19 protein-coding genes are annotated in these 25950 nt (G+C 43.8%); 5 read left to right on the top strand and 14 right to left on the bottom strand.

The features are described from left to right. Nucleotides 1-173: 173 nt before the first annotated feature. Nucleotides 174-962, bottom strand: coding sequence for an alpha/beta hydrolase (locus tag BK120_RS06605; protein ID WP_076266708.1), 789 nt, complete (start codon nucleotides 960-962; stop codon nucleotides 174-176). A 243-nt stretch (nucleotides 963-1205) separates the two neighbouring features. Between BK120_RS06605 and BK120_RS06600 the strand changes: the two genes are divergently transcribed. Both BK120_RS06600 and BK120_RS06595 read left to right on the top strand, forming a co-directional pair. Then, nucleotides 1206-2186, top strand: coding sequence for an aldo/keto reductase (locus BK120_RS06600; RefSeq protein ID WP_076266707.1), 981 nt, complete (start codon nucleotides 1206-1208; stop codon nucleotides 2184-2186). Nucleotides 2187-2351: 165 nt separating this feature from the next. Next, nucleotides 2352-2837, top strand: a complete 486-nt coding sequence (locus BK120_RS06595) for a C40 family peptidase (protein ID WP_076266706.1) — start codon at nucleotides 2352-2354, stop codon at nucleotides 2835-2837. A 210-nt stretch (nucleotides 2838-3047) separates the two neighbouring features. On the opposite strand, the gene BK120_RS36270 is transcribed toward BK120_RS06595, so the two are convergent. Together BK120_RS36270 and BK120_RS06585 are read right to left on the bottom strand one after the other, a co-directional pair. Continuing rightward, nucleotides 3048-7613 (bottom strand): LamG-like jellyroll fold domain-containing protein, encoded by a 4566-nt coding sequence (locus BK120_RS36270; protein WP_076266705.1) that lies wholly within the window; start codon nucleotides 7611-7613, stop codon nucleotides 3048-3050. 384 nt (nucleotides 7614-7997) lie between these two features. Next, complete coding sequence (locus BK120_RS06585) at nucleotides 7998-8639, bottom strand: ATP-dependent DNA ligase (protein ID WP_076266704.1); 642 nt, start codon at nucleotides 8637-8639, stop codon at nucleotides 7998-8000. A gap of 133 nt (nucleotides 8640-8772) precedes the next feature. On the opposite strand from BK120_RS06585, the gene BK120_RS06580 reads away from it, so the two are divergent. Next, nucleotides 8773-8982, top strand: coding sequence for an alpha/beta-type small acid-soluble spore protein (locus BK120_RS06580; RefSeq protein ID WP_076266703.1), 210 nt, complete (start codon nucleotides 8773-8775; stop codon nucleotides 8980-8982). A gap of 204 nt (nucleotides 8983-9186) precedes the next feature. Further along, nucleotides 9187-10377 (top strand): enoyl-ACP reductase FabV, encoded by a 1191-nt coding sequence (fabV, locus tag BK120_RS06575; protein ID WP_076266702.1) that lies wholly within the window; start codon nucleotides 9187-9189, stop codon nucleotides 10375-10377. Nucleotides 10378-10406: 29 nt separating this feature from the next. On the opposite strand, the gene BK120_RS06570 is transcribed toward fabV, so the two are convergent. The 3 genes from BK120_RS06570 to BK120_RS06560 form a co-directional block, all read right to left on the bottom strand. Further along, nucleotides 10407-11660, bottom strand: coding sequence for an MFS transporter (locus BK120_RS06570; protein WP_076266701.1), 1254 nt, complete (start codon nucleotides 11658-11660; stop codon nucleotides 10407-10409). 156 nt (nucleotides 11661-11816) lie between these two features. Continuing rightward, complete coding sequence (locus tag BK120_RS06565; protein ID WP_076266700.1) at nucleotides 11817-12284, bottom strand: MarR family transcriptional regulator; 468 nt, start codon at nucleotides 12282-12284, stop codon at nucleotides 11817-11819. 190 nt (nucleotides 12285-12474) lie between these two features. Continuing rightward, entirely contained in the window at nucleotides 12475-12675 is a 201-nt protein-coding gene (locus BK120_RS06560) for a cold-shock protein (protein WP_054024035.1), read from the bottom strand. Between the two features lie 279 nt (nucleotides 12676-12954). Between BK120_RS06560 and BK120_RS06555 the strand changes: the two genes are divergently transcribed. Continuing rightward, nucleotides 12955-13734 (top strand): CAP domain-containing protein, encoded by a 780-nt coding sequence (locus BK120_RS06555; RefSeq protein ID WP_076266699.1) that lies wholly within the window; start codon nucleotides 12955-12957, stop codon nucleotides 13732-13734. An 86-nt stretch (nucleotides 13735-13820) separates the two neighbouring features. Here BK120_RS06555 and hisC read toward each other — a convergent pair whose 3' ends face one another. The 8 genes from hisC to BK120_RS06515 form a co-directional block, all read right to left on the bottom strand. After that, nucleotides 13821-14930, bottom strand: coding sequence for a histidinol-phosphate transaminase (hisC, locus tag BK120_RS06550; protein ID WP_076266698.1), 1110 nt, complete (start codon nucleotides 14928-14930; stop codon nucleotides 13821-13823). Between the two features lie 198 nt (nucleotides 14931-15128). Next, nucleotides 15129-17678, bottom strand: coding sequence for a beta-mannosidase (locus BK120_RS06545; protein WP_076266697.1), 2550 nt, complete (start codon nucleotides 17676-17678; stop codon nucleotides 15129-15131). Between the two features lie 37 nt (nucleotides 17679-17715). Continuing rightward, a complete protein-coding gene (locus tag BK120_RS06540) occupies nucleotides 17716-19194 on the bottom strand; it encodes a glycosyl hydrolase (RefSeq protein ID WP_076266696.1) in 1479 nt (492 codons plus the stop codon). Next, nucleotides 19191-20291, bottom strand: coding sequence for an SGNH/GDSL hydrolase family protein (locus BK120_RS06535; RefSeq protein ID WP_076266695.1), 1101 nt, complete (start codon nucleotides 20289-20291; stop codon nucleotides 19191-19193). Before BK120_RS06535 ends, BK120_RS06540 begins: the two co-directional genes overlap by 4 nt. A gap of 55 nt (nucleotides 20292-20346) precedes the next feature. After that, nucleotides 20347-21381: a glycosyl hydrolase gene (locus BK120_RS06530; protein WP_076266694.1), complete on the bottom strand. Its 1035-nt coding sequence runs from the start codon at nucleotides 21379-21381 to the stop codon at nucleotides 20347-20349. Between the two features lie 61 nt (nucleotides 21382-21442). Then, nucleotides 21443-22447: a carbohydrate ABC transporter permease gene (locus BK120_RS06525; RefSeq protein ID WP_076266693.1), complete on the bottom strand. Its 1005-nt coding sequence runs from the start codon at nucleotides 22445-22447 to the stop codon at nucleotides 21443-21445. 26 nt (nucleotides 22448-22473) lie between these two features. After that, the gene (locus BK120_RS06520) at nucleotides 22474-23373 is read right to left on the bottom strand and encodes a carbohydrate ABC transporter permease (protein WP_076266692.1); all 900 of its coding nucleotides are present in this window, start codon (nucleotides 23371-23373) and stop codon (nucleotides 22474-22476) included. Then, nucleotides 23373-25949, bottom strand: coding sequence for a DUF5696 domain-containing protein (locus tag BK120_RS06515; RefSeq protein WP_076266691.1), 2577 nt, complete (start codon nucleotides 25947-25949; stop codon nucleotides 23373-23375). Before BK120_RS06515 ends, BK120_RS06520 begins: the two co-directional genes overlap by 1 nt. Nucleotide 25950 lies beyond the last annotated feature (1 nt).

Here is a 25950-nt window from a genome sequence, read left to right as displayed (position 1 = left end):
ACCTCGCTTCAATATAATAGAATAGATAGACTTTGATAAACAGTTGGATTAATATATTTATTCATCCAAATACTTAAACGTTAATCCTAACCAAATCATAATGGTAGCGGATACATTTTGCAACCCTTCGAATAAAAAAAAGCTACCAGCCTCTCGGCATGATAGCTTCCTTCTTATTCGTTTTGTTTTGGCAGCCATTCTAAGAACTGCTGGATATGCGTGTCCCAATAGCTCCATTCATGATTACCCGGACCTTCAACATAAGTTAAAGGATAATTCGCCTGCTCGCTCGCATTACGGAAGGCGATATTATCATTGTATAGAAAATCCTCCGTACCACAGCACTGATAGAGCAGAGGCTTAGCCGCCGAATCCAACTTAGCACTCCCCGCTACAAGATGCAGCAAATCATCATCCGTGCCTTTAATTTCTTTATCACCATATATGAGATGGAACAGACGCTTCAAATCAGTCATTTCGCTCCGTTTCACCATATCCGCCATATCCAGCGCACCGGATAAGCTGCCAGCTGCGGCAAAACGATCCGGATGCCTTAATGCCCATTTGAATGCTCCATAACCGCCCATCGATAAGCCAGCGACAAAATTATCTTCACGGGCATCAGATAGCGGGAAGAAAGAACGAGCAACGGCCGGAAGCTCTTCGGTTAGAAACGTCCAATATTTATTGCCATAGGCCATATCCGTATAAAAGCTTTGATGCACATTCGGCATGACAACCGCAAAACCTTGCTCGGCTACATAACGTTCGATAGAAGTTCTGCGCATCCAAATGGTATCATCATCAGACAAGCCATGCAGTAAATATAACGTTTTATGAAGCTTCTGACTGCTGCGATTATTCATACCAATTTGCGATGTCGTCTGCTGCGGCAAAATAACGGTCATCGATGTACTGAGGCCTAGTGCCTCAGAGAAAAAGTTGCAAGTAATGAGTGCCAAACGCTATTCCTCCTATTAATAAATATGCTTTTTTTATCAGCTTACGCTAATGATATGTAATACTAGTAATGTAGCATCTATATGAAGCGCTTGCAATCTATCATATGAAACGGTGATGCTTTCATGCCCTATACGCCCTAAGGTTAGTTAGTGAACTTTTTTTCAGTGCTTATATGTACAGAAATAGAAAGGTATAATAGAAATCGTCACAGAGTGAATATAAATTTTGGAGGTTGATTACGAATGAAAATGATGCCATTAGAGCGTCGTGGAATATCCGACAGCCGTCTCGTGTTAGGCTGTATGGGTTTTGGCGGAAGCTGGGATCTTGCAGACCCGATTACCCCTGATCATATCAAGCAAGCAGAGGAAGCGATAGAAGCCGCGCTATCAATCGGCATTACAATGTATGATCATGCGGACATTTATACAAGAGGCAAAGCAGAATCCGTATTCGGTCAAATTCTTAAACAGCAGCCCAAGCTTCGCGAGCAGCTCGTCATTCAATCCAAAGTAGGCATTCAGCTTTCGGATGGCATTTTACCTGGTCGCTTCAATTTCTCGCAAGAGCATATATTATCGTCTGTTGATGGCATATTGGAGAGGCTTGGTACAGAATACTTAGATGTTTTGCTGCTTCATCGTCCTGATCCGCTTATGGAGCCGGATGAAATTGCAGAAGCTTTTACGAAGCTGAAATTAACCGGCAAGGTTCGCAACTTTGGCGTATCCAATATGAGCCCGGGACAAATTCGTTTCCTGCAGCGCTCGCTGCCTGATCCTATTGTCGTAAATCAGCTGGAGATGAGTCTGCTCCGTCATGATTTCATCGATCAAGGTGTGCATGTCAACCAAAAAGCAGGTTTAAAAGACAACTTTGCTGAAGGTCTTATGGAATTGATGCAAATGGAAAATATACAAATTCAAGCATGGGGGCCTTTGGCACAGGGGAAATTTTCTGGAAGAGTATCCGAGAATGCAACGGAGTCAGAATTGAAAACAGCTGCTCTCGTACAACAAATAGCTGATGAAAATGAAACGACACCGGAAGCCATCGTATTGGCTTGGTTAATGAAGCATCCCGCTCGTATTCAACCTGTAATCGGCACTGTTAATCCTAAGCGAATAGCAGCTTGCAAGGATGCGGTGAAGCAATCGGAACTTATGACGAGAGAGCAATGGTATACGCTTCTAGTAAGCGCAAGAGGCATAAATATGCCTTAATTCGCGGGAATACGCGGATTATTAATATTTTTTCATTTAATTCTCATAATCGCTCATAATCCTTATAATACCTACCCTTTTGTTCTCATGAGTGAAAATAGCCCTTTTGCGGATGTGTTATAGTCATAATACATAAAACGAAACGCGGAGGGACAACCTGACAGCATGAGAAAATTACACCTACTGAAATCGATTGCCAAAGCAGGCATTTGCAGCGCTATCGTCATATCGGCATTCACAATCGGAACTTTTGCTCCAAAGGCACATGCAGCTACACCTGAAACACTTAATCTTGTTTCTACAGGAAAAGAATTTATCGGCACTCCATATAAATTCGGTGCACCGGCAGGCGTTACATACGCATTTGACTGTTCATCTTTTACTCAATTTTTGTTCAAAGGACTTGATGTTTCTCTTCCACGCACATCTGTAGCACAAGCTACGGTTGGCGAGAAGGTTCCTAAGGGTTCACTCAGCATGGGCGATCTTGTCTTCTTTAAAACGAATGGCAAGACGATTAGCCATGTCGCTATTTATGCAGGCAACAACAAAATTATCCACAGCGCTACAAGCACTGGCGTTACCGTATCGGACATGACCTCCAGCTACTGGTCCAAGAGTTATGTTACAGCAAGACGCGTCACAAATTAATTTATAATATAGAACTTGGCTGTTATCGCCCTTTGCGATAGCAGCTTTTTTTCTGTTTATCGTGAATCAATCGCTAGCTTCTATAACATTCTTAACCATATATACGGGATATGAAACAATAAGATTATTTTCTTTCTATTATGGATGAAATGAATAAGAAAAAAGACATGCAGTACCTTCCTCAGGCCTGCATGTCTTTTTCATTATTTTTTAACGGCTGCCAAGTGCAAATTCAGCCGCTATTTGCTCTGCCGTTAGCGCTTTACTATAAATTTTCAACTCATCTACTGCGCCTTTAAATGGAGTATCCCAATAGTTTACCCCCACGCCAAACACACCGCTATTATTAGTAAACACATTTGGGAAACCGGGGCCTGTAAACTTTTCCTTGCCATTAATATATACTTTGGCTATGCCGTTATTAACGGTAAATGCAATATGCGTCCATTGTCCAATGTTGATTTTCAGCCCTGTACTCGCATCGTACCAAGCAGTGCCAGACCAAAGCATCGTGTCGCTGTTGACTGGGCCTCTTGGCACGAAGCTGATCCAGCTTTCATTCGTTCTTGATCCAAAAAATGCTGTCGCAAAGTTGGTCGCCTCCGCTGGATTAAGCCACATGGAAACCGAATAAACATTGCCTTCAATTATTCCGTCTGGCAGACGAATGCCTGAAGCGCCGTCCAATACAGCCGCTGACCCCAAGATGCCTGTTCCAAACGAAATGCTGCCTCCCGTATTATCTACTCTGTTGCCTGTAATCGTACCCGCAGATACACGCCCTAATGAATCCATCAGATTTGAGTCAAAAGCATAATAAGCATTTTCACCATCCGTTACATGTACAATATAGGTCGCTGTTTTGTGTCCGGCATCATCAGCTGTTGCAGTTATTGTAGTTGTTCCGAGTGCAACTGCTGTTACTTGCCCTGTAGCTGCATTCACGACAGCGATGCTGGAATCACCAGAAGACCAAGTAATCGACTTATTAGCTGCATTAACTGGCAAAACATTGACTTCAGGCAAATAAGCTGTGCCAATCGCTAGCGACTTCTCCGCAGCACCAAGCTGAATTTGTTCAACTAGAACAGAGGCATCAGGCTCGCCAAAAGCCAACCACCCTATTTTCTCTGTATTTAAAGCCACATCGTAAATACGAACCTCATCGATGAGACCTTTATAAGGAGTATCCCAATAGTTGACCCCTAGTGCAAACAGACCGTGCTTGTCTGTGAACACGTTTGGCATTCCTGTACCGGAATATTTCTTAATGCCGTTGATGAATATTTGTGTCTCGCCGTTCTTCACTGTAAATGCAATATGTGTCCACTCATTCAGCTTGATTTGGATACCTGTAGATGCATCATACCAAGCTTCACCTGACCACAGCATCGTATTATTTTTCGCAAAATCATGCCCTCTTGGCATAAAGCTGATCCAGCTTTGCGGTGTTTGTGCACCGAAGAAAGCTGGAGCAATGTTTGCTGCCTCGGAAGGGTTCAGCCACATCGATACTGTATATTCATTCGTTGAAATTAAGCCTTCCGGCAAAAGAACACCAGACGCGCCGTCAAAGCTAGCCGCCTTTCCTTTGCCCGTCGTGCCATCTACAAACGAAATTTCTCCGCCTGTACGATCAATTCGGTCGCCCGTGATCGTTCCTGCCGCCATTATGCCCGTCATCTCTTCAAGATTATTCTCAAAATTGTACTGAGCGACTAATCCATCTGCTAAAGGACTTTCATTATGCTGTTGAACTATAAGTGTGAACGTTTTGGATGCGGATGCGCTGCCTATCGTTATCGTTGCTGTTAATTGTACTGCTGCATCGCCTGAACCTGCGCTTGGCCTTGTTACAGCCCCACTTGCCGTTACGACTGATACATTCGAAGACTCCCATGTAATCGGCCAATGGTTTGCAGCTTTCACGGGTAGGCTGACATCATTAAATACGCGGCTTGTATCGCCTAGCATTAATCTATTAACTGCATTCGCAGCGAGTTCTTGATCAGTAAACGCTGCCAATTGACTTCCCCAAACAGCAGCACCTTTGCCTGACAAAGCGCTAAAAACCATGACGTGTGCATTCGAAGTAGGGTCCCATTGGCGAATGAATACCCCTTTGTATGTCGTTTTAACAGGAACGTCATTTACAAGCTCATCAACTTTCAGGTTCGCATAATAGTCGCCATCTAGTTCCCAAGTTCCGGACACAGCACCTGTAATTTTGCCGCCTTGCTCCAGCTTAATGTAAACAGAAGGTTTAATCTCCTTCGTAATCTCTTTGCCATGGTTAATATAATGATATGCGCCAACGACATCGCTTTCGGAAATTTTGCCAATCGTCTCACCTGTGTAACGATGCGGAGCGACCACTGGCCAGCCATCTTCATTCATAAACATCTGATGCACACGAACCTCGTGGCCTTCCCCGCGGTAAGGGAACCGGCTGTGAAAGATGTTGAACAGCTTACCATTTGATTCATCATAGTAAGTCGAGTTATGACCTGCAGATACATAACCATAGGTAGGGAAGTTCTCTTGTCCATTTAAATTGCTGAAAATAAAATTGCCAAAGCTCTTCACTCCATACGGTTCAATAGCCGCATCTTTAAAGAATGAGCCCTCTAGTCCGTGAGCCTGAATCATATCCTGACCTTCATAATCCACATAAGGTCCATCCGGCTTTAAGGAGCGAGAGATTCTCATATTGTAGCCGCCAACCGAATCTAAACCTCCAAATGTCACAAATAAATAATAGTAGCCGCTATTTGGATGATATTGGATGTAAGGAGCTTCAATGCGACTGTGATTTTGACCCATCAATCGTTTGCCATAACCTTGATTTTCTAATGGAAAACCGGTTTCAGCATTCATCTCTAGAATAAAAATTCCACCTGAGTATGAGCCATAGACCATCCATAATCGGCCATCCTTATCAAAAAACGTATCCGGATCAACAACATTCGGATGTTTTGTACCGTCATAAGCCGTACCCTCAGCGCTTATTCCTTTGCCTGATTTCAGGAAGATGCCTTTATTCACATATGGCCCTTCGATATTATCCGCAACTGCAACCCCGAGTGCTGAGAGCGGTTGATCTCCTTTGCATGCATTGTAATACATGTAAAACTTTCCATCTGCAAGCTGAATAACATCAGCAGCCCATAGCGTATCCGTTTCTGCCCAGCCGAGCGCCTCAGCCAATTCCTTTTTCACGTTGCTTTCAGCACTTTTGAATAGTTTATTCGTTTCCGTCACGCCTGAATCAATTAACGACCAGCTCATGAGATCATTCGACTTGGCAGCCGCCAAATGCGAGCCAAATACGTAGTAAGTTTCGTCAACTTTAATAACGGATGGATCGTGAACCGATACATTTTCAAAAGTCGGCGTCGATGTCGGAACAGGAGTTGTTGACGGGGCAGGAGTTGTTGTTGGCGCAGGTGTTTCATTTCCAACACCATTACCTCCAGCAGCAGGAATCGTCGCTGTCTCTCGCTCAAGCTTAGCCTCATTCTCACTATTGCTTGTCACTTTGCCTTTGCCTGTAATTTTGAGTTTACCGTCAAACAGAATGATAATCTCTTTAATTTCCGCGGCCTCATTTACATGCAAGGCAGCTTTTTGCTCCACTATCATTTTACTTATGATGCCTTTCAGCAATTTAACAGCAGGAAAAGACAATGCAGAAATCTCAACCTTATCAATGTTTCCATCCAGCTCAATGGTTGCAACCTCTGATGTATCCTTATCAATCATTACATTTTTGAAGCCTTCACCAGTTAAACCGGCTGCCTCCTCAAGCTTAACGCCTGAAATGGTGAACACTTGACCAACGGTTGTTGTTCCTTCTGTTACAATTCGCAGCTTGCCATTCTTTTTATCAACAAAAATTTGCGCGATATCCGAATCATTTATTTTGATGCTGTTTTGGCCTCCTCCAAATACTTTCACTACTCCTTTTACTTTGACATTGTCGAGTATGACGTCCCCTTCGGCGATGCCTTCGGTTAAATATAGATCTCCTTCAATAGTTGTATCTTTTAACGTAATATTCGCTGTATTAATGATTATGTTTTTGCTTGAAACATCCGTATATGTGCCCGCTTGATTCAATATCTCTCCAGAAATATTGTTTATTAGCCGCAGCGCCTCAGCTCTTGTAATCTTGTTAGTTGGTTTAAATGTTTGATCTTTATACCCTGTTGCGTATCCTTCCATAACGAGTGCATTCACTGCTTCCTTACTCCATGAAGGCAATGAGCCTAGATCCGTAAGAGCGCTTTCATTTTTGGTCGCACTACTCAATCGAAATACTCTAACTAAGATAACGGCAGCCTCTTGACGAGAAATCGAATCGTTGGGACGGATCGTTCCGTCGCTGTAACCGGAAATATATCCTGCCGCAACCGCCTTCTTCATTTCACTGTAAAAAGAACTGGATGCAGATACATCAGAGAAAACAATCTCTTCCTCATCAACAAAACGAAACACCCGATTCATCAGAGTCATAAATTCCACTCGACTAATCGCTTGATCTGGCTTAAAATCCCCATCTCCATAACCCTGGATAAGCTGTTTCTCGTACCACTCTGTAAAATCCTTTTCCGCCCAGTGGCCTTTCACATCGGATTTGATTTTGCTTTGGTTTGCACGATCCAAGGTACTCTGAACGGGTTCTGTATTACCTTCAGCAGCCACAATTAATGGTGCAGGTACAAGTAATAAACAAACAAGAACCCATGCAATCAGTTTGCTAAAATATTTGAGCATCGCATAACTCCCCTTTCGATTGAAAATCATGTTTCATTCATCATGTTGGCATCATCAGTAAATCGAACGATACGCTCCCAATCACCTCACATTCCTTATTCCTGCATAACTTTTGACCAACGAATAATAATAAAACTAATCGATTACTAATTTTATTAACGTTTACATTGTAACGAAAAACGCTGTAAATCGTCAATATAAAATATATAAATGATGTAAGTTAGTTTCTCTCCCACTCCCCCACTAGTACGGCAGTATTCCATTCCTTCGTTTTAAAAATAAACGCAAAAAATGCCATCAGCTTTTGCCGACAGCATTCATCTCACTCACTATAAAATCATTTACGCATATTCGTTGTTATTAATAAAAATATTAATAATACCTTTACTCAGCAATTGAGGTTTTTTTCTGATCTGAAGCCATCGATAACGATTTATAATCATCATTTTTCACCTTTAGCCAGCTCTCCTGACGACCCTCAGCGTAGATGCTATCCTTGCGCTTGCAGGCAATGCCCTCCAAATCCGATCTTCTTACAAGATCAAAAATAGCTGCACCCTCTCGCTCCACGTACAGCATCTTTTTGAAATAGGCATTATCCTCCAAAATATATTCCAGCAGCCGCTTTCGCTCAAGCAGCGGTTTTTGCCTTAAATCAAGCCCGTTGTAATAAAGAATATCAAATACAAAAAACTGGACCGGCTTCGTCCTTTTGGCTTCACGGATACTCGGCTCCTTCTTCAGCCTGTAACGTTCCTGCAGCGACTCGAACTCAATCGCTCCTGTAAATGGGTTTACATAGGTTACCTCGCCATCTAACAGAACATCCGCAGGCTCCCTCAGCGGTACATTATGTAATTCGGGATACTGCCGCGTAACTTCATTAAAATGCCGAGTATATAAAGCAGCTTTGCTTCCCATAAAGGAGAGCTGCAGACGGTGTCCATCCAATAGGGGTTCAAATATAAAATCATCATCATCAAAAGGTTTTTCATATTCCGTTAATAACATGGGTTCCACAAACATTACGGCGCCCCCTTTCCGTTTAACCATTTTAGCATGATTTCACTTCAAAAATAGGAGGTAAATTTAGGTGAATGATATGAATAAACTCTCACTCGTATCCACATAATAGGTTCAAGAAGGAGGCTGAGAAAAGATGGCAAATCGTACGAATCAACTTCTTATACCGCAAGCCCGTGCAGCTCTAGAGCAGCTTAAATATGAAGTGGCCCAAGAGCTTGGCATTCAACTTCCGCAAGACGGATATTATGGCAATATGACCACTCGTGATATGGGCTCTATCGGCGGATTAATTACACGCCGGCTCGTTCAAATGGCTGAACAGCAGCTGTCAGGACGTCGTTAATTTCTACATAAATAAGCGCCAAGAATGCAGAGATGCTTTCTTGGCGCTTATTTATTTGAGAAAAAATAAGAAATTGTGCAAATAAATGCTTTTGTCACGAATGGAGAACTTCCCTTCTTCCATAAAAATCGGTAAAATGGGAGAGAGTTGTCCCGTTACATAACGCATACAAACAAATTCCATTATGGAAAGGAATATTCTAATATGATTATTCAACCAAAAACTCGTGGCTTTATTTGCACGACAGCACATCCTGAGGGCTGCGCACAACAAGTACAACGTCAAATCGATTACGTAAACGCTCAACCAAGCATTGAAGGCCCGCGCAACGTGCTCGTCATTGGAGCTTCAACAGGTTATGGTCTTGCTTCACGTATCGTTTCTTCTTTCTCTGCTGGCGCTAATACAATTGGCGTTTATTTTGACAAAGCTGCTGAAGGCGCACGCACAGCATCCGCTGGCTGGTACAATTCTGCTGCTTTCGAGGAAGCTGCTGCAGCTGCTGGACGCAAATCTTTCAGCATCGTTGGAGATGCTTTCTCTGATGAAATTAAAGCAAAAACTATCGACTTGATCCGTACGGAGCTTGGTCAAATTGATCTCGTTGTCTACAGCGTAGCTTCCCCGCGCCGTACACATCCAAAAACAGGCGAAACGTTCTCTTCCGTTATCAAGCCGCTTGGCGGCACCTATTCGAACAAAACCGTTAACTTCCATAACGGCGATGTAACGCAAGCTACAATCGAGCCGGCAACAGAAGACGAGCTTCGTCAAACGATTGCTGTTATGGGCGGCGAGGACTGGCAGATGTGGATTGACGAGCTTGAGAAAGCTGGAGCACTTGCTGAAGGCGCAACTACAGTTGCTTACTCTTACATTGGACCTGAAATTACACATGCAGTTTATCGTGAAGGTACAATTGGCGCTGCTAAAAATGATCTGGAAGCTACGGCTCACCGCCTTAACGAACAGCTCAGCACAAATGGCGGTCGCGCATTCGTTTCCGTTAACAAAGCGCTCGTAACGCAATCAAGCTCCGCGATTCCAGTTGTGCCGCTATATATTTCCGCCCTTTATAAAGTGATGAAAGAAAAAGGCATTCATGAGGGCTGCATTGAGCAAATGTATCGTTTATTCTCAGAACGTCTATACGGCGAGAATGAAACATTAGTTGATGAAAAAGGACTTATCCGCGTTGATGATTGGGAGATGAGACCAGAAATCCAAGCTGAGGTTGCCGATGTTTGGGCTAAGCTCTCTACAGAAAATGTTTATGATCTTTCTGATCTTGAAGGTTATCGTCGTGAATTTTTCCAGCTATTCGGTTTCGAGACAGATAGCATCGATTATGAAGCAGACGTTAATCCAGAAGTAAACATCCCAAATCTTCGCTAATATTTCCACTCTAAAACCAATTCGAGCGTTTATTCACTCGAGTTGGTTTTTTTTTGTGTTTGCTGGTGCAAATACATTACTTGTATGGCCACTGCTATAAGGATCATCCCCATAAAAGCGGGTGCGGCATGACCAAATGATACATAGATTTGACCTCCAATGATTGGCCCAATCATTCTGGCTAAGGCTTGAATAGATTGGCTGCCTCCTTGGATTCTCCCTTGTTCACTCGAATCGACAGACTTGGAGAGCATACCATTGAATGAAGGCCCAAAGATTGAATCACCAAAACCAAATATAAACATTCCAGCGATCAAAAGAGGATAAAACGAGAACAAAGCTGATGCGGCAATGAGACTGTAGCCTATAATCTCCGAAACCATTCCAAGAGTGGCGATCTGTTTATCACTACGTTTTTTCAAAAGCTTTGGCATGATGAATCCTTGTGAAATAATGTCTTGGACGCCCATAATTGAAAACATAAGTCCGATTAATGCAGGCTTCCAACTGAAAGAATCCATTGTGAATTGTGAAAAAACGGCCTGTAAAGATCCGTTAGGTATCCAAAGCAAGAACGCTGAGATAAGCAGCCTATTGATGTTTTTCATAGAAAGCAGGTTTGCAAGCTGTGTAAATGCATTCAGTCTTACAAAGGTAATTTCTTTCAGTCTATTTTTCTTGTCAAGGCTCTCCGGCATAAAAAAGTATCCATAAACAACATTCAATAAAGTTATGATTGCTCCAAAATACATGGGTACAGCATAACCAAACTTAGCGAGTAATCCGCCTAGAGTTGGACCAATGACAGTGCCAACGCCTACAACCGCACTCACCCATCCAAAGTATTTGGTTCTCTGCTCTACTGGAATGATGTCTGCAAAATATGCGAAAATCGTACTTATGCTCCCGCCTGTAATACCTTCAATTATGCGTCCAGCAAATAGAATCCATAACGCTCCTCCTATGCCAAAAACAAAGTACCCGATTGCAGAACCCAAAAGGCATATTAAAAGCAATGGACGTCGGCCATATTTGTCGCTCAATGCTCCGAGTACGGGAGCCGCAAAAAATACGCAGACTGCATAAACTGAGGTCAGCAGCGTAACAACTATCGCTTGTTCTCCAGGATTGCTTGTATACGGCTGCACTAAGAATGGGACGACAGGTATGATGATACTAAAGCCTATTCCGCATAGAAACACAGAGATAAGACCGAATAGTAAAGCGTGTTTATCTACGGATTGTTCTGTGTTCTGTTTATTGTGTGATCTAAATCCGAACACTTAAATTCTCCTCTCTAAAGTTGTAATTTTGGTTCCTTGGAAACAAACATATCGTATCTAATTTTTGTTTCCTTGTCAACAAAATAATAACAATAAAAATGCAGCCCTTACTCGAAAGAGAAAGGCTGCCTGAGGTTTTATTTTCATTATTCGTATTTATTCTGATTTAATATCCATTTTTTTTATTTCTGCATCCAAATGCCTACTATACATTTCCACGAAGCTAATCATACTTTCAACTTGTTCCTCGGTTACCTGCTCAAATACGGCTTTATCCCGCTCTTGAAACTCTTTGTGCAGATCCTCGTGGATGTTATAAATTACTTTCCCTTGCTCAGTTAGCCTAAAATAAATTTCTTTCTTATTATCCGACTTCTGGTAGCTTTCAATAAGGCCTTTTTTAATGAGCTTCTTCGTTATTTTACTTATGGCACCGCGAGTCATATAAAAGGATTCTGCAAGTATGGTCACGTTGGAATCTGCATTTTTTTCAATGTATTCGATGCAATGTACTTCAGAAGACTTGTAACCCTTAAGGCTGTCTTCCATCTTATCCTTATTAAGCCAAACCATCTTATTATATAAGTCCCTGAATCCCATCATGATCCGTTCTTCTTTGTTCATGTCCTGTCCTCCCACCCGTTTGGTGCATTAACTATATTAACAAAATTCGTTTCGAGATGTTCGTCAACATACCTCTACCTTACCAAAAACAAAAACAGAGTGGAAGTCCTGCTCCCACTCCGAAAATTTATAACTTGATTAATGTATAAAAAAAACCCCTTAACCGAAGTTAAGGGGTTTTGATTTGATACTATAGTTTTACAACGTTTTCTGCTTGTGGTCCACGGTTGCCTTGAGTTACGTTGAACTCAACGCGTTGACCTTCGTCAAGTGATTTGAAACCGTCGCCTTGGATTGCGGAGAAATGTACGAATACGTCATTGCCGCCTTCAACTTCGATAAAACCGAAGCCTTTCTCTGCGTTAAACCATTTTACTGTACCTTGTTCCATAATTGATTACCTCCAAAAGTATATTAACATGTTTTTTCCAGAAAAACTAAAAATCACACATTGAAAAAGATATCATCATACAAATGACAACCTTTTCAATGGGTGAATTCAAGGTTAAATTTGTTGTTTGTATTGATAATATACCATAGGCATTTGTAATAAGCAAGTCTTCATTTTAAAAAAGATCAAATCCCTTTTTTCTCCGGGATAACAACAGCTTAGTCAGGAAATTATATATCGGGTAGCAAGCACACTATTCTAACGTTGAGGAGTATGTACATGCGGAAATTTTTCATTTTAGCTTTACTTATTTTAGCTGTAGGCTGTTCGTCAAATCCAAGGATGTCAACCAATAAGCACTCTGCTCTTGGTTACACATCAACCAAAACACCTATTATTACGTCAACGCCACACACAACCCAGGCCTCTTCAATCTCTACACCGATGATGAAGAATCCTACTGTTTCAATGAAGGGCTCGCAGTACAACAACATTCCAGATTGGCTGTTGGGCGATGGAGCAAATGGACTCGTTAATAAATACCCTTATCCATTTCCGTCTCAATACCCTGGCCAATACCCAGCTCAACAACCAACAACACAGAATCCAACAACTCAAAACCCGACCACTCAGAATCCAACGACTCAAAAACCATCGACTCAAAATCCAGTGGAGAAAGCTCCTTCTTCCTCTGGACAATATGAACAGCAGGTGCTCCAACTGGTCAATTCTGAACGATCAAAATCAGGGTTGCCTGCACTCAGCATGGATGGATCTTTATCCAAAATGGCTTTGGTCAAAGCACAGGACATGATTAACAACAATTACTTTGATCATAATTCACCAACTTATGGTTCTCCCTTCGACATGATGAAACAATTCAATATTACGTACAGTTCTGCTGGTGAAAATATTGCTAAAGGTCAGCCTACTCCTGATCAAGTAATGAAGGATTGGATGAACAGCCCTGGACACCGCGCAAATATTTTGAAATCCAGTTTCACTAAAATTGGAGTTGGGTATTACCAAGGGGCATGGGTTCAAGAATTTACTGGTTAATCGCATCGATCAAAAAAAGAGCAGCCGACGAATTTCCACTCGTTGGCTGCTCTTACTAACATCGCGGCATAATTATTTACTAAAGACTAAACCGAACCAAGTATTTCGCTTAATGCGGCAATAAACTGATCATTTTCTTCCGGCATACCTATTGAGATACGCACATGGAGCGGCAAACCCCACGTTTTTCCGTGGCGAACGATAATCCCTTTAGCCATTAAACGCATGTAGATGGACTCCGATTCCGGCCCAATCTCAGCAAGTACAAAGTTGGTCATACTGCGAGTATATTTGATTCCAAGCTGGTCAAATGAAGCGTACATGCGCTCACGTTCCTTAACAACCAGTGCTTGCGAACTTAAAACATGCGCTTTATCACCGATCGCTGCTGCTGCCGCTGTCTGGGCAAGTGCATTAACATTAAACGGCTCCTTCACTTGAAGAATGCTCTGAATAATTTGCTGAGGGGCAGCCCCATAGCCTACTCGAATTCCTGCAAGACCGTAAATTTTCGAAAAGGTTTTTAGCACGATGAGCGGGTAGCCTGCTCTTACAAATTCCATTCCATCCGAATACAGCTCCTCCGAAACGTAGTGGCTGTAAGCTGTATCGAGCATAACCATGATACGTTTTGGGATTGAATCGAGTATATAATTCAAATCTTTTTGAGCTACATAAGTACCTGTTGGATTATTTGGAGAACATAGATATATAATTTTGGTACGATCAGTCACTGCAGCAACAATAGCTTCTGCATCATATTGAAAAGCATCATTGAGCGGGACAACGATTGTTTTAGCTCCCATCAGCTGAGCACCAAACTCATATTCACTAAATGTAGGTCCCGGCACAATAATTTCATCACCCGCATCCAAAAAAGCTTCTGCTACAAGCGTGATGAGCTCATCTCCGCCGTTAGTAACAATGACTTGATCTGCATGCAGGTCGTAATGATCGGCAATGGTTTTCTTCAATAATTGAGACTGGTTGTCAGGATAACGATGAAGATCGATCAAGGCGATTTGAATGGCTTCTATCGCTTTTGGAGAAGGTCCTAATGGATTTTCATTAGAGGCCAGCTTAATTACATGCTGCAGGCCATATTCGCTCTGAACCTCCCAAATCGGTTTGCCTGGCGAGTAGGGCTTCATCACTTCCAAAGCCTTTCGTGGTTTAACTTCAATTTTCTCGTTCATACATTTCACCCTTACTAAATAAAGTCGAAACCTTTATTACGATAATACATTAATCCTTTCTCGCAGTAAAGAGTTAATGCGAGATAAGATTGTCGAAATAATGACTAAATTCCCGCTTCAGCAGTATCGTATTGAACATTAAGAAAAGGAGGCACCCCACATAGGCGCCTCCTTTTTATCTACTTTTTTCACTTCATTTTATTTGCCTTCAGCCAAAAAATCGATCATTGAACGAGCTTGCACCTTGCCCGCTGCAGCTGGCTTACTGGCAGCTTCTCCACTTTCGCGCAAGCGGAACTCTACGATTTTAGCTACACCCGGTATCAAATCAAAGAAGTTGTCCGTGAACATGCCCTCGTGCTCTGCGGTAATCCATACCTGCTTAGCAAGCACATCCGTCTCCAGCGCGAACGACGTACCGTTGCTGCCTTCAACCTCTGAAATTCGAATAACCGCTGAAGTTAGCTTCTGTTCTTTCGCTTTCACGAAATAATGTTCCTTGCTGTCTATCAGCTTACCGCCTTGGGTCAGCTCTGCATACAATACAACACGGTTTGCTTCGCAGCCTGTCAGCCATTCAAGCTCGTTTATTGAGCTTACAATTGCTGCACTGTTTCCTGCTGTGGACACTTGAGTGGTTTCCTGCTTAATTAACACGCCTGTAAAGTCGTATAGCGATAATCTAAGCTCGCCTTTCAACGATTCCAGCAAATCCGTCACCGCATGAATATTGATGACGCCGTCATCTGTCTTGTCAAAGGACAGCATTGTGTCGGCGAAGCTTCTTTTCGCATAATACTGCATAGCTTTCCATTTCCCGTAATAATCCATGCCTGCCCAAGAAGCTACTGGCCAGCAATCATTCATTTGCCAGTATAACGTGCCCATGCAATATGGCATGCTGCGACGATGCGCCTCAATCGCCATCTTCATCGCTTCTGCTTGCAGCACCTGACTCATATAAAGAAAAGCAGGGAAGTCCTTAGGCTCGCTCATATAGATATCCATGTATTCTTTAATGAGACGGTTGCCGTCGCCATTTTTCTGATGCGCGCGCATTACCTTAGAATCCAGAGCCAAATCCTGCTCCGTTGCAAATTTCATCACCGTATCATACTCAGGGAATGACTGGAAGCCGTATTCACTCATAAAACGGCCGATTTTCAGGTTGTAGTTCTCGAATGGCTCAACTGCGTGCCATACTCCCCAGTAATGAACATCTCCCTCTGCAGATAGCGGATGCGCATGCTGGTTAATATCCCCCGACAGCGATATAAGCGGTGAGGATGGCCAATATTGTGTTCCTGGCGCAAAGGCTTCAACCGCATCAGGTAAAATGTCATGGAAAACTGCCTCGTAGTCCGCCCAAATGACGGCACGCTGCTCCGATGTATATTCTTTTTTCCAGCCCCAGCCGCCCTTCTCATCAAATTGCGCCCAAGCCGAATCAATCTCGTTATTGCCGCACCACAGCACGATGGAAGGATGATTGCGCAGCCGCTTCACATTCTCTTCTGCTTCCAAGCGAACATTTTCTAGAAAGGCCTCATCGCCAGGATACATGCTGCATGCGAACATAAAGTCCTGCCACACCAAGATGCCGTACTCATCACAAAGCTCATAGAACACCGATTGCTCATATATACCGCCGCCCCATACACGAAGCATATTCATATTCGATTCCGCAGCTGAAACAATTTCATGTCTATATCGCTCATCCGTAACTTCAGTAATGAAGCTGTCATTAGGAATATGGTTTGCACCTTTCGCAAACACAGGAACGCCATTAAGCTCAAAATAAAACGAGGCTCCAACCTCATCCTTGTCTCGCACCAATCGAATGGAGCGAAGACCAGTACGAACGGATTTTGCAGCTATCAACTCTTTATCCTTGCAAAGCTCTGCTGTAAATGTATATAAATGGGCATCACCAAGTCCTCTGCTCCACCAAAGCTTCGGATTCTCGATTTCAACAGGCAGTTGAATCACATTAATCCCTTGCTTTAAGTGCGCAGCCTGCTCCCAAGTTTGTCCCCCAGCACTTAACTTCACCAAGCCGTTCCATTCATGCTCCGACTCAATTTCCACATCTACCGTTAAGCTAGCTTTCGAAGCATTTACCTGATCCTGCTTCACATATACATCGGTAATTTTGCTGCCCGACCAGCCTTCTAGTCTAGCTTCACGCCAAATACCGCTAGTAACGAATCGCGGACCCCAGTCCCAGCCATAATGATAAGGCGCTTTTCTTGCAAAAATACTAATCTTCTGAGCACCCAGTCCGCCAAGCTCTGATTGATCATTACTAGCTGGTAGATTATAGCCAAGCTTCTCGATCTTCGGCAAATCCTCTTGCACAGGGGAGCGGAATTTAATCAACAATACATTATCTTTGGCATTCACCATAGACGTTACATTTGCTTTCCATGTTCTGAACATATTGTCTGCTGACAATACATGATGGCCATTTACATAAACGTCTGCATACGTATCTAATCCATCGAATACGAGTTCAATAGTTGAGGCATTAAACAATTGATCATTTACGTCGAAATGAGTCTCGTATTCCCAATCTATTTTGTCAATCCATTGCAAATCATGCTCATTTGTTTTATAGAAAGGATCTTTGATGATGCCATTGCGCAGCAAATCCGTATGAACGCAGCCAGGCACGATGGCTTCCATCCATTCTTGCTCCTGACAAGCTTTGAATTTCCAATTACTTAGCACTAGTTGTGTTTCTCTCATTTTGTCCTCCTAAGAATATGTGTCTTCCTATCGCTTGTCATTCTTCTTTATCTACAGCTTTTTTCATACCAAACAAGTCTGGAAGTTCATCCAGTGTCGTCACATTTGAATGATTGTAGATTTTTTTCAAAATATCTTGGCTGTTATGTTTTCCATCGTTTAAATAATCGCCTTCCCAGGTGACAAACCAGCTCCAATTCGCACCATACGCTTTCATTAAGTCCGGGTCAGGAATGGAACCATTTTCGGTCATTGCAACAAGTTTTTTATTACTTACTAGAGCGACGAGATTATCAAAATAATTAATGGCTGGAGAATGATCTCCAGGGGTTGGATAACTATCTACACTAACGATATCCACTACGTCATCTCCTGGATACCATTCGGGCTGGACCGAATTCCAGATCCATATGAGATTGTTTAATTCATGCTTATTGACCAGTCGATCGTATACGATTCGGTAAAGCTGCTTTGCCGGCTCAGGACCCTTTGCTCCCCACCAGAACCACCCGCCTTCAGCTTCATGAAGCGGTCTAAATAACACGGGCACATGGGCATCCTTTAACCTTTGAAGCTGTACGGCAATCGTATCGATATCAGCTAGCAGCAGCTTGTACTCCTCCGATCCGGTGTCACTCAAAGCTTTCTCCAAATCAAAGGTTACCGAATCAGCATAAAACCCCCGCCACCATTCTTTTCCCGGCTCGTCAATTAAGCCGGTTGGAGCGTTCCAATGCCATAAGAAGGTTGTAATGCCGCCCTGCTTATGCCAGCCAATTGCTTTTTCCACTTCATACGAGATGGCTCCGTGCGCTGCTCTTGTTTTGGAATAATCGATTAAATCAAACCCGACCATCGCTGGTTCTTTACCGGTAATCTTCTCAATCCAAGAAACATTATCCAGTCCGGTTTGACCCGACAACATCGACTTGCCATAGTTTTTCACCAAATAATTCATTAGCTTTTTGGCTTCTGCAGAAGCATTCCCATTCACTAATTCACCAGAGACCTGATGTTTTGTTTCAGGCTTCGTCTTTTGCAGCTTAATATAGTCGATATCGTAATAACCCCAGCCGCGAGTCAGGCTAATCGTATTCGTTCCCTCTTGTAAAAGCAGCTTCCCTGCCTTGAGCTCCGTAAATTGATCATTTGGCTGTAAAACCAATTCGCCATGGGGCTGATTATTCAATGAAATGCCAGCTACTTTATTGCCATTTGGCGCCCGGTAGCTGACCCATACATTGTATAATACTGCCTTTGGAGCAACAACCTCAAACGATAACTGGTCCTGCTCATCCGTAAAATCAGTAACGAAGCCTGAGCCAGAGAAGCCCTCCGCTTCTTTGGAAACCATAGTACCTTGAAGCAGCCCGGACTCCGCTTCGAATTTCAAAAATGGTTCTTCCTTGTTTGAGCTTGGCAGAACAGCCAATATAACGACTAAAGCGGCGCCTAGAAGCGCTAAGCTGACAGCAAGCGCACTAATGACAACTCGCCTGCTCCTAAGGGCGGTCACCTGATAATCCCCACTTTCGCTAGACGGAAATTAGTGCCTGTGCATTCTGGTCGATTGCCATGAATGACTTCAAGCTCGAAGCGGTGACGGCCGCTCACCCAATCATCTCCGAAACAGCTTAAGCGATACCACCCATCATCCTGGACCCATGATGGCCTCTCCCGCTCCATCACTTGCCACTCCCCATCATCTATTCGGTATCGAAACTCAGCTGAGCTTCTCCCGAAGTCAAAGCCAAGAACGAGTCCTCTTCCCTCGAAGGAGAAGGACAACTCTGCTCCAATGGCCGATGTCTCGAGCACTTGATCGATCCACTCTAGATGAGGCCATCTCCTTATGGCCCAAGAACCTCTCGTATGAATGTGATGAAAAGCTAAGTCGAATACATCATCCCAGCATTGTGTATCCAGCGGCTTTGGTATCAAGTATGAAACCTGATCAGCCTCCACCGCGTGATCCGCATACGATAATTCCTTCTGGAGATATGCAATTACACTTTGCCCATAGCTCAAGCTTCCTCTGCTTGTCGGATGAAGACCATCTGGCAGCCATTCTTCAAATCGCAGCTTGCCTTTCTTGACTTCCTCAAAAGCGTACAAACCCATCCATACCGAGCTTAGCTCATAATGCTCTGCTATCCGCTCAAATTCATTAATCGTGTCCGGTACCAAGCCATGTGCAATGGCGCTGTACATATTTTGCGAATACGTGTATACGATGACGATATCGCGCTGGCCATCAGCGAGCAATTGCCTTATTAATCCTTCGCGCGAACGATTGCGCTTCAAGGTTGGCTCGCCTTCATCATTAACTGCATATTCAATAAAAACCAAATCGCAATTCGTATCGATTAAATCGCGTTTGGCGCGGAAAGCGGCTAAATCGCTGCCCGTTGCTCCGATCGCTGCATTTTCAACCGCGATACGCAGTTCCGGGTATTGCTCCGTGAACCAGGCAATGACTGGCTCCGGCCAGTTATGGCGCGGCCTTGCATCGGTAATCGAGCCTCCAATAAAACCCACCGTCAAGCGTCCCTCTTGGATTCCGCGCCGCGTTCGATGCAGATTGCTTCGGTGATTCCAAATCGACAAAGTCATAAATGGCGTGCTCCTTGCACAAGTATTAGTCCTTGCGATAAATGGCATCCACCCGCTATTCTCGCAGCTGATAATTATTCAAATCAGGCAGCTCATCCTTCGTTAACGAGAAAGGGTGATTATAAAATTTGATAAGCTGTTCCCTATCTGTAAACTTCTCGGCATATACACGGTGCCCATCCACAGTATTATAGACAAAATTGCCATACCACGTGCAATTCCATGCCCATAGTGCACGATCCTGAAGCATAAGATCAGGATCAGGAATCGGTCCATTTTCAGACAAAGCAATAATTTTGTTCATGCTTGTGTAAGCGAGTGCCTTCTCGAAACGATCAAGCTGCGACTCGTAATTTTGCTCAGGAGGATAAATATCTTCTCCAATAATATCGACGTACTCATCGCCCGGATACCAATCCGCATGCTGTCCATTCCATACCCAAATCAAATGGTTCAACTTATGCACGTTCGTCATTCGGTCATACATCAGCTTCCACAATTGAACGCAGGGCTCAGCTCCTTTGCTGCCCCACCAGAACCAGCCTCCCGAAGCCTCGTGCAGCGGTCTCCATAATACCGGTACCCCTGCATCCTGCAGCCGTTTCAGCTCGGAGGAAATCGCATCAATATCTCTGATCAGCAGCTTATAATCCTCTGACTCTTTATCATTCATCGCCTTCTGTACATCAAACGTCGTTGCTTTTGTATAGAAGCCGCTGCCCCACGTTCGGTCAGGGGGCAAATCAATTAAATCCTTAGGCGCATTCCAGTGCCAGCAAAAAGTTACGATGCCGCCGCTTTGCCACCAATCAATCGCAATGTCCGTATCGGAGCATGTGGCCCCGCGCTCTGTGCGCGAGGGTGAATAATTCATGAAATCAAAGCCATAAACGGCTGGGTATTTCCCAGTCACTTCATGCAGTATTTCAAGCTCAGGTGTTGATACTACTCCGATTTGCTGACCGGTCAATATGCGAGTTCCATAAATGTCGCATAAATAGGTCATCAGCCTTTTCGCCTGATCGTCTGCATTCGGGTTTATGAGCTTAGGTTCCACAATGAAACGGGATTGCTGCTTCACATTCAACATTTATGGTTTCTCTCCTTCTTTGACATTTCTTTTTGTATATCCTCACTTAACCTACTGCCTGCTAACCGATAATACCGCTCCGCTCCACACTTTCTACGAAATAACGCTGAACGACTAAGTACAAAATGATTAGCGGTATGATAGCAAGCAAAATACCCGTATCAATAATCATTGCCACATGGTTCGGATCAGCCTTAACGTTACCGCCTCCGGCCGCTACCCCCAGCAGACCTGGAAGCAGCGCATTCGCTTGGGCTGACAATGTCGAAATCTTAATCGGCATAAGTGCGGATTCACTCATGAACAGCGAAGTGAAAAAGGTATCGTTATACTGCCAAACGAAGCAGAACAGCACGACCGTAATGATTGGTGGAACGGCGTTAGGCAGCATGATTTTCAAAAATGTTTTCACTCCGCCAGCCCCATCAATCAATGCAGCTTCCTCTATCTCTTTAGGCATTCCTTTAAAAAACTGGCGGAAAATATAAATGAACAGTCCCGCTTTTAATCCGATTGCCGTTGCAGACGTTATAATAGAAGGCCAATACGTATTGAGCAGATTAACGCCTTCCTTGCCCGTCACTAGATGAATGACTCCGAGTATGTCAAAGCTTCTAAAATGAAGATACATCGGAACCATCAACGTGCTTGTCGGAACTAAAATCGTTAATATGACCAGAGCGAACAGCACATTGCTGCCTGGGAAGTTAAAACGGGCGAAGCCGTACCCAGCAAGCGCGCAAGAAGCTGTCGTTAGCAGCGTAGTCACAATAACAAAGACAAGCGTATTTCCTAGAAGAGGAAAGTAGTGTAAAATATCCATTGCCATTTTGATATTGTCGAGCGTAAAGTGGACAGGCACCATATAAATCGTCGGATTGTAAATATCGACTTTGTCTTTGAAAGCGACAGAAAACTTCATAAGCAGCGGATAAATGATGATGTACGAGATGCCAATAACAAGCGCGTAACGAAAAATGGCGTACAACGTATCGATCGTCTTATTTTTCATTTTCTGCAGCCGATATTTATTGTCCTCGTTGCGAACAGCCTGTGAAGCCTCCATATGCAGCTTCCTCCTTTGTTAATCACTCAGTTGTAATGTACTCTTCTCGATAGCAGCACTCCGATAATGACCAAAACAACGCTTATAATCAACGTGTAAACCCAAGACATCGCTGCGCTGAGCCCAAAATTTTGCGTGGTGAATGCCGTCGAGAAAATCATATCCGTAACTGCGCTGCCCGAGAATGAATCAATAATCGTATAGATGACATTGGTCAAAATGAGCGGGCTAACTAATGGAAATGTGATTTTCCAGAACGATTCATAGGCTGTAGCGCCTTCCATCTTAGCCACCTCATACATGGCACCTGGAACGGACTGCAAAGCAGCTAGAAAAATAAGAATTTGCACGCCTGAGCTTGTAATAATCTCATAGATTCTAGTAATCGCCTGAACGATGTAGTCAACGAACGATAGCGGCAATCCTATGTCGCTAAGTATCATGACCATTGACATAATGTTATAGGTGGAAGAAGCTTCACCCATTTCACTTACGACCGATGAATCGCCTACTAGATTAATAAGCCCCGCTGTTTCAGCAGCTGAAATCGCATTGGAAGCGAGTATGACCGGAAGGAAAAATATCGCTCTCGCGAGTATTCTGCCACGAAATTTCTGATTAAGCAGCGTAGCTGAGAAAAGGCTGAAAAATAATATCATCGGTACATTTAAAACCATTTCTGAAACGGATTGTGTCAAAATCCGATTGAAGGTAGCATCCACGAACAACGCTTCTTTAAAATTCGCCCAGCCAACCGATTCCAATATAAACCCAGTCGGTTCCACCGTTAGCTTGCTGAAGCTGAATTTAATCGATTGGATAAGCGGCGTCGCAAACATAAATATGAAGCCCAGCAGCCATGGGAAAATAAATGCTACGCCTAGAAGTGAGCGCTTGTGCCGCAAAGCTAGCTTATATCCATTCATTAACGCTCACCTCCTACCCAATAGTTTTGAGCTTCAACTTTGTTTCCGTTAATGCTGACTTGCTTATCGGTGTAATTGACAATAATTGATTTCCCATTGCTGTATTGCATCTCTACGACACCGTCTCGATGGCGAATATGCTTCACCATTTGAGCGTTTCTCACATCGGAGAGCACGTCATTTGCTTCCTTATACATCGACAGCGCTTGATCATACCAGTCTTTGTAATGGGTAGAGAACAACTTGTCAAAATGAGTGAATTTCAGTTTAGACGATGGTTCATAGCTCCATGAAAAATGCGGCGCTGAGCCAAGCTCTACCGAACGAAGCAGCTGCTGCTGAATATCCTGCTCATCCTCTAAGTTAATCGCACCGCCGGCATAATCGACATATCCATGAATAACCATTTGATAAAATGGAACTTCCTCATCCGTTAGCACGAAGCCGCTGGATGACGTTGGCACATTTATTAGATGATCTGCGAATGGCCATACATAAGCATTTCCGCCCGTAAGCATCGTTTGATCGACGCGCTCATCCACCTTGCTCAGCTCATCCTCAACGATTTTTTTAGCCGTTTCGCGTTGAATGACACTGCTCGTACGGAAATCAGAACTCAGCACGTTTCCAAGATCCCGCAGCGATATTCCCCGCATGCCAAGCGAATCATACTTCTTCATAAAGGTATCAACAAAGTAGGGAAGCTTTGCCGGTGACAACAAATAATACGAGCCTAATAGCATATCCATTCGATTAAGCGCTCGATTATAAGGATAAAGCTCTGCTTCCTCCCGTGTAACGAAACGCGATGCATCAGAGGATGGAACAAAACCTCCATCATCATGATAAATTTGCTGAAAGGCTACATCTGGGAACAACATCCCGCCGGATTGCTCCAGCTGATTCGCTAGCTTAATGAAGCTGGACTTGCTTCCGAGCTCGCTGTCCACTTTCAGCTTTACTGGTGTCTGATGATTGACGCCGTTGCCGAACCAGCCCGAGTAACGCATGAGCAATCGATCAACCCCATCCGACTTCAGTTGTCCAGCCATTTGTGAGGCTTGCTCAAAGGATGTCATGGAAACGACGGAGCTGTACGGTACACCAAGGAATGATTTTCGCTTATCGACCGTTCCTAGAATATCCAAATAAAATGGAAGCTTTTCATCATCTTTTAATGGCTGAAGCTTGTTTTCAGCTACAAGCCTGTCACGATAAAGCTCAGCCATTCCTGAATAGCTCGCCTTATCGCCAGAGAGAAAGCTGTACCGAATTTGAATGTCGCCTTTATAAATCTCTTCACTCAACAGCTGGATTTCTTGAATCTTTGAGCCTGTGTAAAGCTCAAGCTCATCCTCTCCGCGCAATGAGTAGCTGCTGTGAATATAATTGTAGGAATTTTTTTTACCGCTGATATCAGCAGCGATGCTGGCAACAGCATCACCTTCTTCAATCACCGCAAACCATGCTGCGCTTCCTGCCTTCATCCCAAATACCGGCATTCTAGCACTCTCGCTTACTTGACCGCGGCGGTAGCTGTTATCGTTCGGATCAAGGCCATATACTCTTTGTACGTATTGCTCTTCCTTTACCTTGCCGTTGTTTAGATGGATCAAGCTTCCGGTTCCATCCGGCACGAACATATATCCTTCATTATCCTTATCTGCAGCGCCAAAGAAATTAAGCATCTCGATGCTGCGAATTTGATAGCCTCCGCTTTCTTTGACCTGATTGACTGGAACGGATGCAACCAGCGAACCGCCATCAATGCGGTATTCCAAAGGAATAACGAAGTTTGGTTTGCTCGATTCGCCGCCGCCTGCAACGCCATTTTCCTCATTGTCGAAAGCAAGATCCTCATCGGAATAACCAGCCTTGACGAATGCCGCCGTCATTTTGCTCAGGACAAGCGGCTTGGAAACCTGTGCGTCGAGTCTCTCTAATACTTCCTTATTGTCCGCTTTCGGATAATAGCGCAGTCCCACATATTTGGCCGTCGGCGCATCCAGCTTGGAGAGCACCTTCTCTTCCAATCGCACTTTGCTTATATACCTTGGCAAAGCATCCACACCGATTGACGTATCGCCAATCGTATAGGTGATACGAATGCCGTTCTCAATGCTCTCAGCTGTAAACTGCTTATTTGCGATACTTTCCGTGAAGTTGGTGAACGTATCCAGCGTACCGATTGAATCCCGGAACAGTACCGTCAACTGAGAAGACAATATTTCCTTCTCGAAGCCCGATGCGATCGCATCCTCACTCCGATTGGGCGGATTGCTGTACCAGATTTGGCCTTGCCGTTTATCCCTCACAGCGACCTCTGTCGTTTCGGCGCTGTAGTATAACGATAATTCGGAATTGTCCGCTACAAGCTGCATGCCTGGCACACCTTTTGAAGAATCAGGCATTGCCTTCATTGCGGCTCCAGCTTCCAGCTCAGTTGTCATTTTCATATAAGCGGCTGCTTTAACGGCTTTAGCTCCACGACTGGTGAATAGCAATACGGAGCAGACCAAGATACAAATTGCTGCGGTACAGGCCAGCACCGCAACCAGCTTTTTACGATTTTTCACG

The sequence above is a fragment of the Paenibacillus sp. FSL A5-0031 genome (assembly GCF_001956295.1).
GTDB lineage: Bacteria > Bacillota > Bacilli > Paenibacillales > Paenibacillaceae > Pristimantibacillus.
This window is presented reverse-complemented; position numbering and strand designations above follow the sequence as displayed.